General features: G+C 60.5%; 14 protein-coding genes. 2 read left to right on the top strand and 12 right to left on the bottom strand.

Features of this window, described 5'->3' with window-relative positions; genetic code table 11:
- Positions 1-2: 2 nt before the first annotated feature.
- The 3 genes from GE543_RS16505 to GE543_RS16495 are packed head-to-tail and all read right to left on the bottom strand — an operon-like array spanning position 3 to position 1,294.
- Positions 3-434, bottom strand: coding sequence for a hypothetical protein (locus tag GE543_RS16505; protein ID WP_032698439.1), 432 nt, complete (start codon positions 432-434; stop codon positions 3-5).
- Between the two features lie 9 nt (positions 435-443).
- On the bottom strand, positions 444-662 hold the full coding sequence (locus GE543_RS16500) for a hypothetical protein (protein WP_024693172.1): 219 nt from the start codon (positions 660-662) through the stop codon (positions 444-446).
- 20 nt (positions 663-682) lie between these two features.
- A complete protein-coding gene (locus tag GE543_RS16495; RefSeq protein WP_103689475.1) occupies positions 683-1,294 on the bottom strand; it encodes a type III secretion protein in 612 nt (203 codons plus the stop codon).
- 175 nt (positions 1,295-1,469) lie between these two features.
- Between GE543_RS16495 and GE543_RS16490 the strand changes: the two genes are divergently transcribed.
- Complete coding sequence (locus GE543_RS16490; RefSeq protein ID WP_153221894.1) at positions 1,470-2,252, top strand: tetratricopeptide repeat protein; 783 nt, start codon at positions 1,470-1,472, stop codon at positions 2,250-2,252.
- A gap of 2 nt (positions 2,253-2,254) precedes the next feature.
- On the opposite strand, the gene GE543_RS16485 is transcribed toward GE543_RS16490, so the two are convergent.
- From GE543_RS16485 to GE543_RS27975, 8 genes are all read right to left on the bottom strand, one after another.
- Positions 2,255-2,671, bottom strand: coding sequence for a hypothetical protein (locus GE543_RS16485; protein WP_153221893.1), 417 nt, complete (start codon positions 2,669-2,671; stop codon positions 2,255-2,257).
- Positions 2,672-2,683: 12 nt separating this feature from the next.
- Entirely contained in the window at positions 2,684-4,000 is a 1,317-nt protein-coding gene (locus GE543_RS16480; protein ID WP_003416330.1) for a type II and III secretion system protein family protein, read from the bottom strand.
- The gene (gene sctV, locus GE543_RS16475) at positions 3,997-6,144 is read right to left on the bottom strand and encodes a type III secretion system export apparatus subunit SctV (RefSeq protein WP_153221892.1); all 2,148 of its coding nucleotides are present in this window, start codon (positions 6,142-6,144) and stop codon (positions 3,997-3,999) included. The genes GE543_RS16480 and sctV overlap by 4 nt, the downstream gene beginning before the upstream one ends.
- Positions 6,141-6,479: a tetratricopeptide repeat protein gene (locus GE543_RS16470; RefSeq protein ID WP_153221891.1), complete on the bottom strand. Its 339-nt coding sequence runs from the start codon at positions 6,477-6,479 to the stop codon at positions 6,141-6,143. Before GE543_RS16470 ends, sctV begins: the two co-directional genes overlap by 4 nt.
- The gene (locus GE543_RS16465) at positions 6,476-6,835 is read right to left on the bottom strand and encodes a hypothetical protein (protein ID WP_153221890.1); all 360 of its coding nucleotides are present in this window, start codon (positions 6,833-6,835) and stop codon (positions 6,476-6,478) included. Before GE543_RS16465 ends, GE543_RS16470 begins: the two co-directional genes overlap by 4 nt.
- Positions 6,832-7,767: an FHA domain-containing protein gene (locus GE543_RS16460; RefSeq protein ID WP_153221889.1), complete on the bottom strand. Its 936-nt coding sequence runs from the start codon at positions 7,765-7,767 to the stop codon at positions 6,832-6,834. The genes GE543_RS16465 and GE543_RS16460 overlap by 4 nt, the downstream gene beginning before the upstream one ends.
- A 131-nt stretch (positions 7,768-7,898) precedes the next feature.
- The gene (locus GE543_RS27155; RefSeq protein WP_003369172.1) at positions 7,899-8,060 is read right to left on the bottom strand and encodes a hypothetical protein; all 162 of its coding nucleotides are present in this window, start codon (positions 8,058-8,060) and stop codon (positions 7,899-7,901) included.
- 470 nt (positions 8,061-8,530) lie between these two features.
- Complete coding sequence (locus GE543_RS27975; protein ID WP_161633432.1) at positions 8,531-8,677, bottom strand: formate dehydrogenase N subunit beta transmembrane domain-containing protein; 147 nt, start codon at positions 8,675-8,677, stop codon at positions 8,531-8,533.
- 15 nt (positions 8,678-8,692) lie between these two features.
- On the opposite strand from GE543_RS27975, the gene GE543_RS16450 reads away from it, so the two are divergent.
- Positions 8,693-12,163, top strand: a complete 3,471-nt coding sequence (locus tag GE543_RS16450) for a hypothetical protein (protein WP_153221888.1) — start codon at positions 8,693-8,695, stop codon at positions 12,161-12,163.
- A gap of 71 nt (positions 12,164-12,234) precedes the next feature.
- Here the strand turns inward: GE543_RS16450 and GE543_RS16445 are convergent, their stop codons facing one another.
- Positions 12,235-12,477, bottom strand: a complete 243-nt coding sequence (locus GE543_RS16445; RefSeq protein ID WP_046237600.1) for a hypothetical protein — start codon at positions 12,475-12,477, stop codon at positions 12,235-12,237.
- Between the last annotated feature and the right edge of the window lie 56 nt (positions 12,478-12,533).

Here is a 12,533-nt window from a genome sequence, read left to right as displayed (position 1 = left end):
ATTCATTGACCTTTGAGAAGGGTGTTGGCGGAGCCGGATATCTGAGTCGCCCCGCGCACCACCATCTGGGTTTCGATGGAGTAGTCGAACATCCGTCCCAGCGACTGCACGATCTGATCGACCTGCGGCCCACCGACTTTGCCGGTCGTCTGAGCAGCGCTCGCAGCGGCTGTCGGCGGCTGACTGGCTGCCTGCGGCGCGCTGCCTTGGGTCAAGGCGTCGGCGCGCTGGGAGAACTGCCGAGAGCGGTCGATAAAGCCGTCCAGCCGCTCCATCAGGTTGGTGCCGATCTGATGCGGGCTGGCGCCCTGCGGCATCCCCTTGGACGTCTCGGCCATGTGTTCGAAGAGGTTCTGCGAAGCCTGCGGCCCCGCGCCTCCTCCCGGCGACGGCAAAGCAGCCGCCGCCGGTGACGCAGCTAGATTCACAGACATGGTCGTACCCTATTCGGAGTCGTCATCGGACTGGGCTTCGTTCAGCATTTCCTGAGCTCGCGGCATGATGATGAATTGCCCGCCGATGGTGACGGCCTGAGTGATCAGCGCTTCGTTGAACTCACTGTCGCTGGAGGCCTGTTCGGCGTTCTCGACGGCGGCGTTGAAACGCGATTCCTGACTGGAAACATTGACATCGACATTGCTATCTACGGAGTTGACGGACATGGGTAGTGCTCCTTTTGGGGTTACTGACGGTCGGTGGCGACTTGAGTGACGACACCGCCTCGAAACACCCGCACGCCGCGTTCGCGCACCACAGGTGCGGCCTCGGCGACAGGTTGACGATCCACGTGCTGCTGAATCTGCGCCAGATAAGCTGGCGGTCCGGACACGAACAGGCTGTCGTTGTCCGGGCTGACGCGACTGGACATAGGCTGGCCGGAGACCTGCAAACGGGCCAGATAGTCCTGCAGCTCTTGCAGTTGCACGCCTTGCAGGTCGAAAACCCGCGTACCGACCTCATCAGCGCCCGCGATGTGCAGAACGTTGCCATCGAAATACCAGCTCAACTGATTGGCATCGCACAGGCGGCCAAGAAACTCTCCAGCCGTTTCCCCGCGTACCGTACCGCGGGCGTTGCCGCGTACCTTGTCGGAGAACACCACGATCAGGTCGAGGTTCTGCGCGAATTCGGTGAGTGCACCGCGAATATCCTGGTCGACCAGCACATAGGCATAAGGCTCGGCGAACCACTCGGGTTCACGCTCCGGCGCCGCGTTCAACGCACCGGGCAGCGAGCACAGCAGAATCACCAACAGCCTTAGCGCGATGCGCCACTCAGCCTTGAACAACGGCATGGCACCCTCCCTGCCGGTTGCGGCGCTGCCACGAGCGCCGGCCCGCAGCGACGCGAAAATCCATGCTCAAAAAACGGTCGCAATTCAGCGCCGGGGCTATAAACTGGCGCTCGCCCGCAAAGGCCGTCGACGGCTGAATTGCCTCGCCCCGTCCCCTTTCACAAGAGCCTTGTCCATGCCACCTCGTTCCGTCTCCACGTTGTTGTTGCTCGGCTGCCTGACCTTGACGGCGTGCACGACCCAGCCCAAGACCGATGCCAGCTACGACCGCTTCATGCAACTGGCCGCCGACCTGGAAAAACGCGGCGACTCGACGACGGCGGCGTCGTTCTATCAGCGCGCTACGCAACAGCCTGAAGCCGGCGTCGAATCGTGGCGCAAACTCGGTGCCGCGCTGCTTGCCAGCAACGACACACGCGGCGCGGAGCGGGCCTACCAGCGTGCGCTGGAGCTCAAGGCCGATGACCCTGAAGCCTTGTTGGGCCTGGGCACCGCACAGTTGCGTCAAGGCAAGCTGCAACGCGCCGTCACCGTGCTCAATCAGGCCGCCACTGCCTTGCAGCAGCCGCAGGCGTGGAACCGACTGGGCATCGCCTACATCCTCAGCGGCGAAGCGGACAAGTCCCAGAGCGCCTTCAGTAGCAGCCTTCGTCTGGCACCGAGCGATCTGGACACCCGCTGCAACCTGGCCCTTGCCTATGTGCTGGGTGACGACAATAAGAAGGCCCTGGAAACCATTGACAGCGTTAGCCAGTCGCCGCTGGCGCAACCCCGCCACCAGCGCAATCAATTGCTGGTGATGGTGCTCGCTGGTAAAGAGAAAGACCTCAAAAGTATGACCTTCGACGACATTCCCAAGGCCGAGCGCAGCAAACTGATCGCCGAGGCTCGACGCATCAAGGCAATACCCGACCGTGCCGAACAGGCACGCGAATTGGGGCTGGTCGACGCTCGCTGAAATCATCGCGCCTCCCGAATGTCGGTGTTGGCCTGCTGCTCCGCCTGACGGCGGCGCAGTTCTTCGCGGTCATAGCCATCGATGTACACCTGCGCGGCCCTGCCCACCGGGGCTGCCATGACCGGACCGGTGCTGCGGCCCTGCACCACATCCGAGCGCTGCTCGACCATCTGCAACAGAATCAGATTGCTGGCGCAGCCCGGCGGCAGCAGCGGCTGAAAATCTTCCCCTACACCAATGTCGTCCTGCGCAGCGGGCTGCATGCACGCATCCGGCACCAGTTCCACGCGACCATCGGCGCGCGTCACCGTCGTATAGCCCGGCGAATAGCTCACCGGGTCCAGGTGGGTCTTGCAGCCTGCCAGCAGGCACAGTGTCATCAGAATCGGCAGGCGTGGCATGTTTGAAATGAGGTTCATGGCCGGTTCCTGTCAGTTCATGTAAAAGCCGAACGCGCCGCCACTGCGAGGGCCGGACGCTGCAGTGGTGGCGGCGCGCTGCTTGTCCAACGGGGTGGCGGCCACACGTTCCTTGACCGGTTCGACCAGATAAGGGGTGATCAGAATCACCAGTTCGGTCTCGTTGCGCTGAAAGCGTTTGGAGCGAAACAGACTGCCGAGAATCGGCATGTCGCCCAGCATCGGTACCTTGTCCATGTCCTGACTGCTCTCGCGCTGGAACAGCCCGGCAATGGCGAAGGTCTGGCCGCTGCCGACTTCCACGCGGGTGTCGGCACGTCGCACACGGAACGAAGGCACCTGGTAACCATTGACGTCCAGCGTGGTGGTGCTCATCAGGCTGCTGACTTCAGGACGCACTTGCAGGGCAATACGGCCGTTGGGCAGCAGCGTCGGGCTGAACAACAGCGAGACGCCGTAAGGCTTGTATTCGATACCGACCACTTCACGGTTGACGGGCACCGGTACGGCCACTTCACCACCCGCCAGAAAGCTCGCCGTCTGCCCGGTCATCGCCGTGATGTTCGGTTCTGCCAGCACCTCGAGCACGCCATTGTTTTGCAACGCCTCGAGCATCGCATCGATGTTGACGTTACCCGAGGTGAGCCCGGCGCTGATCACGTTTGACGCACCGCTGGCGGCATCGGCAGCCAGACTGCCACCGGTCAGCAGACCAAACGAAAAAGTGCCGTTATTGAACAGCGCATTCCAGTTCACGCCATAGCGCAGCAGTTCGGAGCGGGAAACTTCAGCGAAGCGCACACGGATGTTGACCTGTGCCGAGCCTGCGTAAGTGGCGCTGTTGACCGTCGACTGAAAGTTCTGGCCCTCGGTGCTCAGCAAGGCATTCAGGTCGGTCGCTTCACCGACATCCTGGACGGCGCCGCTGGCGATCACACGGCTGCCGCTGGCATTGATGCGCGCCTGACTCTGCGGGTGCAACGCCTTGAGCGGGCGGCTTACCGCTGCCGTGCCGCTGCTCACGGCGAGGCTCAGGGTCGCGGTTTCCCGCCCCTCGCTGTCCAGCGCGATCAGGCTGGTCTGCCCGGCTGTTTTGCCGAACACGTAAATCACACCGGGCGATACCACTTGCAGATCGGCAATGCCTGGCTCTGCGACCATGACCGAGTCAACCGGTGCCGAAAAATGCAGAACCCGCCCTTCGCCAATCGCCAGGTCAACGGTGCCCTTGGCGCCTTTGGCGATGGTTTCGGCGTTCGCACCGCCAGCGATGAGCAAGGCACTGAGCGCCAGAAACAACAGACGAATTACAGAAGCTGAACAGATCATGAGGCAGTCGCCAGAGAGGTGGCCGCGTCAGCCTTGGGGGCCGGGCGCGCAGTGATATCAGTCAGGCTGACAGTGCCGACCGCTTGAAGGTTGTATTCGCTGGCCAGCTCGCGATACGACAGCACAGGCAACTGCAGCTCGCCACGCAGGATGATGCGGCGCAGGCCGCGACGCAGCTCGGGGTGTACCAGCAATACCGTCGACTCATCTTCGGGCAGCACATCGCACAGGCGCCGCAACTGTCCAAGTACGGTCCGTCCGATGTCATCGGGCAGCGCGTCACGATTTCTGTCCTGGCGGCCCAACGCGGTACGCAATTTTTCTTCGAGGGCAGGGGCTAGAACAAATGCGCTGATCACCCGGTTGCGATCGGAATACTGGTGGCTGACCTGACGCGCCAGCGCTGCGCGCAGATGTTCAGTCAGACGCCCGGCGTCGGCTTCGCGACCGCCCCACTCCACCATCGCCTCCAGCAATCCACGGCGGTTGCGTATCGACACACCCTCGGCAACCAGCAGCCGCAATACTTCGGCAATACGTTGCAGCGGCAGGATGCGTAACGCTTCCTTGACCAGTTCTGCGTACTTGCCTTCAAGCTGCTCCAGCATCACGCGAGTTTCCTGAATCCCCAGGAAATCTGCAGCATAGCGACGCAAGGTGCGTTCCAGCGTGGCGCGCAGGATTTCATCGGCGAACAGAAAGCCGATGCCTGCCTCCTGCAACTGATCGGCATGCTCGCGCGCTACCCAACGACCGGGACGCGAACTGATCGGCGAAGGGGCTTCGAAGGGCTCCACGGAGATAAGTTGTGCATGCAGCGGATCATCCTGCAGCAGCAGCGATGTGGCACTGAATTTACCTTCGCAGACGGGTACGCCTTCCAGTTCGACCTGAAAGCGATCTGCCGCCATCGAGCGGTCCAGGTAGACGTCCGGCACCGGCACCTCGACCCCCAGATCCGTGCGAATGTCGTGACACATGGCTTCGATGCGCTGGCGCAGCGGCTGCAGGGGCGCTACCTCGGCCAACCCTGCGCCGATGCTCAACAGTACCTGAGTGTCGCGGGGACGCTCGGCTTCCTCCAGCGCGGCGACTGGCTCGGGTTCAGTCGCCGACGCTTGTTCAGGTTGCTCGACCTCTGTAGTGGGCAGGCTGGCCCGATGCTGACGCCGCCAGAGGAAAAATGCGCTGCTGCCAAGCAGAGCCGCCAGCACGACGAATACCGGCATGGGGAAGCCGGGCAGCAGCCCGACGCCAAGCAGAATCAGTGCGGTCAGCCCCAGCGCCCGATGGCTGGCCCCCAGTTGCCTGACGATCTCGGTGCCCAGGTCGCGTTCTTCGCCATCGCTGTTGACCCGTGTCACCACGGTGCCCGCAGCCACTGAAATCAACAACGCCGGAATCTGCGCGATCAGACCATCGCCGACGGTCAGCAGCGAATAGGTATGCGCCGCCTCGGCGAACGGCATGCCACGCTGAACCATGCCGATCATCATGCCGCCCAGCAGATTGACGAACAGGATCACCAGCCCGGCAATGGCATCGCCCTTGACGAACTTCATGGCACCGTCCATGGCCCCGAACATCTGGCTTTCCCGCTCCAGGCGCGAACGACGGCGTCTGGCCTCGGCCTGATCGATGTCACCGTTGCGCAGATCGTTGTCGATGCTCATCTGCTTGCCCGGCATCGCGTCGAGGGTAAACCGTGCAGCGACCTCGGCGACCCGCTCGGCACCTTTGGTGATGACTACGAATTGCGCCACGGTGATGATCAGAAACACCACCAGCCCGACCACGACCTGGCCTGCGATCACAAAGTCGCCGAACGCCTTGACGATATGACCGGCATTGCCATCCAGCAGGATCAGACGCGTCGTGGTGATCGACAGCGAAAGACGAAACAGGGTACTGAGCAGGATCAGCGGTGGCAGTGCCGAAAATTCCACCGAATGATTGATGTAAAACGCGACGATCAGAATCAGCAGGCTGAGCGCAATGTTCAGAGCAATCAGCGCGTCCACCAGGTAAGTGGGCAGCGGTATGATCATCATTGCGATGGCCATGAGCATGAACGCGACGATGATCACATCGGTGCGTTTCGAGGCAATCTCGGCCAGCCGGTTGAGGCGGTTCATGAGGGTCATTGCGCGGCCCTCCGGGCATCCAGATAACGTCTGAAACACTGACGCGCTTCGTACCTGCGACCGGTTTTCCACAGCGCCCGGCTACGCAACAGAATCAGCGACGCACTCTCGCCCTGCTGCTCGACCAGACGGTCCAGTGCAGCGAGCGCCCTGTCAGCATCTCCGCTGTCAGTGAACGCCAGAACCAGGCTGTGCAACAGCGCGGTGTCAGTCGGCGCCAGCTGGATGGCGATCAGCAGCATCACCAGCGCCCGCTGAGGCTGACCACTGCGGCGGTACAGATTACCGAGCCCGGTCAACAGCTCGACACATTCGCGGTCCTGGGCTGCACTCATGGCTGCACCTCGGCACGCTGCTGTTCAAGCAAGAGACGCAATTCGATTTCCTCTCGAATCACCTCTTCAGCCAACTCGCGGATTTCCGGTTCTGCATCCAGCGCCGGCAGCACTTCATCAAGCACGTAGCGCAATACCTGCAACGAGCGCGCCGGGCCAAACAACAGCGCGCCGACACCAGCGGCCTGCTCGGTCTGTTCAAGCTCGCCACGCAGTGAGCGACGGACCTTGCGCTCGCGTTGATCCAGCAGCGCTTCGAATCGCGTGCCCTGTCTTGGCTGCGTCGGCGCGACACGCTCGACAGCTGGCAAGGACTCCGGAGAAGTCGGGGTAATGGGCCGCAGGTCGACTTTCATAATGTGAAGGCAAACCGTTCCTGACCACGCACCAGACGCACCTGATCACCTTCGATACTTTCCAGCGTCCAGTCGTCCGCCAGCATCGCGCCGGGATAGACGCGCTTGCCATGCTCGTCGATGACATATGGGTTGCGTCCGAACCAGACGGCTTGCAGGCGCACACGTGGCGTCGCAACCGCTGCGCTCACCTGAACGTTGGGGGTCAGGACGATGCGCTGGCCAAAACGGCTGTCGAAGTCGCGCTGAACCCTCAGCCAGCTGCTTTTAAGATCAGCGGGATAACTGCCTGCCACACTCAACTGACCGTCCTGCTCGTGGACACGCAATTGACCAAGCCTGGCGTCGCGCAGTGCCTGATCCAGCCAGTTCCGGGCTTCGGACAGCGTTGGCATGGAGACATCGACAGCTACTGCGGGAACACCGACGGCGCCACGATGCGCCACAGCCTCTGGCGGCGCGCGAAACGCAAATGCAGTAGCGCATGTCACCAGTAGCAACAGCGCACCCAGCATCGGCAACTTGAATGCATGCAGTGTACGGGGTGCGGCGGATGAGGCTTTTGCAGGTCGGGTGCTGCGCAGACGCAAGCGGCTTTGGCCGAGCGTCAGCTCGACGGGCAACCCGAGTCGCTGCCCGTGCCCCTCGGGGATAAGCAGACGCTTGCCAAGCGCATCCAGTGCGGTCACATCACCGCCCAGCGCCTCAATGGCAACGAGATCATCGGAAAAGCGCAGGCGCGCATGCTGAGCAGCGATATCGGCATCGCCCAGCACCAGATCGGCCATAGCGCCACTGCCGATTGTATAGACCGGCTTGTCGAGCGTCAGGGCAACGCCCTGGTGCAAGCCGTGGAGAATTTCGAGCGATGCCACGCCATTATCCTGCTCGGCAGCGTCTGGCGTTGCACTCAATGAAATCAGGGCTGTCATGATCGAGTCACCACCGTGTGATTTACCGGAAACGGCACGTCAGAGCCGGGTAAAGCTGTCGATCGAAAGACGTTGTGCAAATCATGCAAGAAGCGAGTGTGGGCGGCAGCGCCGCCGCCCACACCACGACATCAGTTCTGAGGACGTTGCTTGGTAGCGTCCAACTCTGCCTTTTTGGCAGTGGAGATTTCAGTGATCTTGGCCGACTTCTCGATAGCCATGTCAAAGGTAGCGGACATCTTTTCGATTGCCGCGTCCGAATTGCCGGAGCTTACCGGTGCAGTCTCACTCATGTTGTTTCTCCTTGCTTAGAGGGGGAAGTTTCAACTGCCAAGAGGCAGAGCAATATGCCATCACTGAACAGTGAGTCCGGGACTGTTACTTGGTGATCCCAACGAGCAGCGTGTTCACTGTTCCGCCAGATCGATACTACGCAAGGAGGATTAACCGATGCTGTGAAAAGTTGTGAAATTGGTTTTCACAACCCGTTAAAACAATTAACCAACAATGATATCAAAATGATATTTATTACTGCATTATTTCTGGCAAGACAAAGTTTTTATGTGTCCGCCGAACCGAAGGCGCCGTACTACGTGCCCTACAGGCATACGATTTGATACTCGACAAGCGTGTGAAACGTTGTGAAAACGCAGGCATTGATCTTCCTTATCGCCCGCCAAGTGTTAGTGTCTGCTCATTAAGCTCACTGACTGGACATTCGTAAAACGAGAACCCGTTCAAACTATAGAAGTGTGAACTCGTTTTAACCACGCCCTGTGCAAGATGTTTGAAACTGCATCGTCGCCACCGTGTATTGCCTGAATATCGAGGCTGCTGCGCAACACATGGCGATTTTAGCGATCGGTCGAAGTACCCCCCTCCAACGGCCAATCGCATTGACTGCCCACAACAGGAGTTACCCGCCATGTCGACGTCAACGGTCAGCCCGACACCCTCCCCCAGCCCTGCTCCGGGGGGTAACGCAAACATCCGCTTCAATCAGGTGCTGCAATCGAGCAACCGCAGCAGCACCTATCGTCCTGCCAGCGCGACCGAAAAAGCGCCTGCGCTGGGCGATTATGCGTCCATAGAAAAGCCGGGCACTGTCGCAGCCGATACGGTTCGCTATGTGACCGAAAAAGGTGATCATGTTCTGGTCTACCGGTCCACCAGCCCGGCGCTTTACCAGCAAGTGGTAGCGGATCAACCCAGGCTTGCCGGCTTCAAGACCAGCGTGACGCAGGGCTACAAGCCGGCTGCGGCAGATGCCGAGGCGCCACCGAACCTCGGTGGCTACCTGCGCATCGGCGCACCGGACGAAATGGGGCCGGGCCTGATTCGCTATGAGGCCGCCGACGGCAGCAAGATCATGGTATCGCAACAGGACAACCCGGAATTGTTCAAGCAGGTCGCGTCGGATTTCAAGTCGCTTTCCGGCATAAACAGCAGCCAGCAGGATGGCTATCGGGCGGCTGGCGCGGATGAAAAAATCCCCGCCAAACTGGGCGATTTCGCAGAAGTCGGTCCGGTCGACGAGGTCGGACCGGGTGTGATGCGCTTCGTTGACCGGGATGGCAACAAGATTGTGGTGTCAGGGCGCGACAACCCCGAGCTGTACGCTGCCGCCAAAGATGCCTACAACTCGCTGACCGGCCTGAGCAAAAGCGAGTCGGAAGGTTATCGCCGCGCGGGTGACAACGAAGTCTGGCCGCCCGTGTTCGGCACCACCGTCGGCCCGCTGAACGAGGCCGGCCCTGGCACCATTCGCTATGAACACAACGGCGAAAAAGTGGTGGTCGCCCGTGATGACAATCCCGGCCTGTTCAAGTTTTTGACAGGGCTGCAAAGCGTCGTTTCAGACCCCGAAAAAAGCGCAGCGCTGGAAAAGGCGGTCAATGAAGGACAACTCCTCGCCGACGGCAACACGCCTTTACCGAGCCTTAACGACATCACCGAGTTCAACTGGATACCCGGCCAGGAAGGCAGCCAGATCAGCTACAAGAATCAGAGCGGCGAAGTGATTGTCGTGACCCAGGCACTGACCCCCGATCTGTTCGACAAGGTCACCTCGCTCAAGGACGCTTGGGACAAGATCAACAGCAGCCGCGAAGAAGGCTACACGTTGGCAGGCCCCAACGACTTTCTGAAAAACCAGGACATCACCATCGGTTCGCCAGACGAGCTGGGTTCGGGGCTGATCCGCTTCGAGAACGACGACGGCAAGTTCATCGTCTCCAAGGACGCCAGCCCCCAGTTGTATGACGACGTGGTGCAGAAATGGAATGAGCTGGGCACCGGCAATATCAGTGAAACCCGCAGTCGGCATAACCTGCCCGGTGCGTCCGAAGTTGACCTCATGGGTCAGAAAACCGGTGTGAAGGCTGACAAGGATGACGAAAAATCCGAAGAACTGAATGTGGGCGAGCTGGCGACCAAGGAACTGCTCGACCAATACCGCGAAGGCGTAAAAAACGGTGATATCCCCAAGGACGATCCGCGCGCCAAACTGGTCCGGGCCATCGAAGCGCAGGCCGCCTACGACAACGGTCGCGGCCTGACCGGGTACGAGGAGGCACAAGGTGCGTTCGGCGGCACCTGGCGAGAGTTCGACAGCAAGCAGACTCAGCTGAGCTCGGCAGATATGCACGACATCATTGACGGTGGCAAGCTGCAGGAGCAACTGACTACGCTGTTCTCCGACCCTACGGTGCAGCAGGACTACCAGACCAAGCTGACCGATGCCGTGAACAAGGTGCCCAACAAGGACGAGATCAAGCAAAAACTGCTGGACCTCACGGCGAGCCCCGACTACGTACTTTACCTCAAGGACTTGCAGAAACAGGGGCTCGGCCAGGAAGCGCAAAAGGACCTGAGCGACACGTTGTCCTCACTGGCACTGGTCGATCCCGAAGCCGCCAGCAAGGCCGCGCAGTCCGTCCAGGCCGACGGATTGACCAGCGACCTCAATGACCTGGTGGCAGACCCGTCGAAGATCAGTGACGAAAACAACGCCCTCGCCACCAAGGATCTGTTCGGCCTGCTCAAGGCAGAACTCAAGGGCTTTCTGGTGGACATGCCGCGCTTCCTGCAGCCGACGTTCGAGAAATTCATCGAGGAAGGCGTCGTGGGCAACGCCAAACCTGCTGATATCGCCAAGGCGCTGAAGGAAGTGGGCGATGCTTATCAGAAAAACGGCAAAGTCAGTGAGGCCGATATAAAAACTGCCCTGTCCAAGCCTTACATTCCAGTCGCCGATCGCGGCAAGCTGGGCGAGATTTTCAACACGCTGAACAGCAAGGGTGTCATGGGCTCCGTCGCGGCTGGCGTGTCGTTGTTCTCGGCCATTTATCAAATGGTCGGTAACGGCGGCAAGCTCGGTGAGACACCGCTCCAGCGCCTGGCCATCGCCAAGGACTTCCTCAGCTTTGCCGGTGGCGCCAGCCATTTTGTGCGCCTGGCCGACAAGGTGGGTGACCTGATGGGCAAAGGCGGCCTGGTTGATTTACTCGGGCTGGACAAGACCGTGCCGGAAATCTGGGGCAAGCAGGACATGAAGCCGCCGAAGGTTGAAGTCAGCCCCAGCGGTCTTTCTGCGGCACGGCTCGACGAGATCCGCAACGCTCTGGACATCCCTGATGACACCCGAATGGCCGTTATCGGTGACCTGACCGGTAGCGCTGAAAGCGAACGCACCGCGATGCAAGGCATTTCTCAACGACTGGACAGCGAGACCAAATTGAAGCCGGGGATGGCCAGCAAGATTGCCGGTTCGGTGGTCAAGGTTCTCGGTCCGGCGACGGATCTGGCCGGCGGTTTTGCCGACATCGTGCTGGGAGCGTTTACCATCAGGGACGGTGTCAAATCCGGTGACAAACTGGCTCAGGCCGCAGGCGGTCTGCAAATTGCGGGCGGCGCGTTCGGCGCTTCAGCCGGCGTGCTGGGCACCGCCGCGCTGGTGGGTGCAGGGGGCGCTGCGGCCACGGCACTGGCCGGACCGTTCTTTCTGGTCGGGGTGGTGGTTGCAGTGGTAGGCGGAGTCATCGGCTACTTCGTGGACCACAACAAAAAGCAGAAAGCCTCCGAAAAGGAAAATGACTGGTATCGCGACCTGGCAGCTGACGGCCTGTTGCAGGCTGACTGGGGTGACAAGGTCGAATACGCACACTATTCGATCCATCACTACAGGGAGCGCGAAGCACCGGAAGACGATAGCCTGTTTCGTTTCCAGAGTGCCGAATGGGAGCATTTCGACGAGACGCCACAAAAGGACGGTTCATCGAGCAATCGTCTGGATGACGAGCTGCATGTGGAATACGGCGAGACGCATGAATCACCGGATCAACAGCAGCGTGAAGACTTGAGAAACGCACCCCGCTGGACTGGCCCGAAAATCTGAGTCTCCTCTGCGCAAACGACTCCAGAGCCGCCATACCAAGTGGCTCTGGAGTCCGACGCTCTGCGGGACGATCAAAGCTTGCCGATCTCTCCGGTCGCCTCGCCAATGGTCGCCAGCGTAGCCTCGATATCGTCGATTGCCTGTTCAAGCCCGACGAACGATTGCTGGATTGCTTCGCGGGTGTCTACCGTCTGCTGACCCCGTAAACGCTCAACGCGCTCCAGTTCACTGAGCTGCAGGTTACGCACCTCTTCCCTTAACGTTTGCAGCGTCTTCCAGACCAAACCGAATTGTTGCTGGCTGTCATGTCCCACCTTCGTATCCTCTGTCGATCGGCTCAAGGGCAAGGTTGAGACAGCCTGCAAACCCA

Origin of the sequence: Pseudomonas sp. SZ57 (genome assembly GCF_009495975.1) — a bacterium.
In the GTDB taxonomy this organism is placed as follows: Bacteria; Pseudomonadota; Gammaproteobacteria; order Pseudomonadales; family Pseudomonadaceae; genus Aquipseudomonas; species Aquipseudomonas syringae.
Note: the sequence above shows the minus strand (reverse complement) of the source record. Positions and strands in the feature narration are given on the sequence as shown.

Coding starts and splice junctions, on each gene's coding strand:
- GE543_RS16485 (WP_153221893.1), bottom strand. CDS start 2,671: ATGAACCTCATTTCAAACATGCCACGCCTGCCGATTCTGATGACACTG.
- GE543_RS16450 (WP_153221888.1), top strand. CDS start 8,693: ATGTCGACGTCAACGGTCAGCCCGACACCCTCCCCCAGCCCTGCTCCG.
- sctV (WP_153221892.1), bottom strand. CDS start 6,144: ATGACCCTCATGAACCGCCTCAACCGGCTGGCCGAGATTGCCTCGAAA.
- GE543_RS16470 (WP_153221891.1), bottom strand. CDS start 6,479: ATGAGTGCAGCCCAGGACCGCGAATGTGTCGAGCTGTTGACCGGGCTC.
- GE543_RS16505 (WP_032698439.1), bottom strand. CDS start 434: ATGTCTGTGAATCTAGCTGCGTCACCGGCGGCGGCTGCTTTGCCGTCG.
- GE543_RS16465 (WP_153221890.1), bottom strand. CDS start 6,835: ATGAAAGTCGACCTGCGGCCCATTACCCCGACTTCTCCGGAGTCCTTG.
- GE543_RS16490 (WP_153221894.1), top strand. CDS start 1,470: ATGCCACCTCGTTCCGTCTCCACGTTGTTGTTGCTCGGCTGCCTGACC.
- GE543_RS16495 (WP_103689475.1), bottom strand. CDS start 1,294: ATGCCGTTGTTCAAGGCTGAGTGGCGCATCGCGCTAAGGCTGTTGGTG.
- GE543_RS27155 (WP_003369172.1), bottom strand. CDS start 8,060: ATGAGTGAGACTGCACCGGTAAGCTCCGGCAATTCGGACGCGGCAATC.
- GE543_RS16500 (WP_024693172.1), bottom strand. CDS start 662: ATGTCCGTCAACTCCGTAGATAGCAATGTCGATGTCAATGTTTCCAGT.
- GE543_RS16460 (WP_153221889.1), bottom strand. CDS start 7,767: ATGACAGCCCTGATTTCATTGAGTGCAACGCCAGACGCTGCCGAGCAG.
- GE543_RS16480 (WP_003416330.1), bottom strand. CDS start 4,000: ATGATCTGTTCAGCTTCTGTAATTCGTCTGTTGTTTCTGGCGCTCAGT.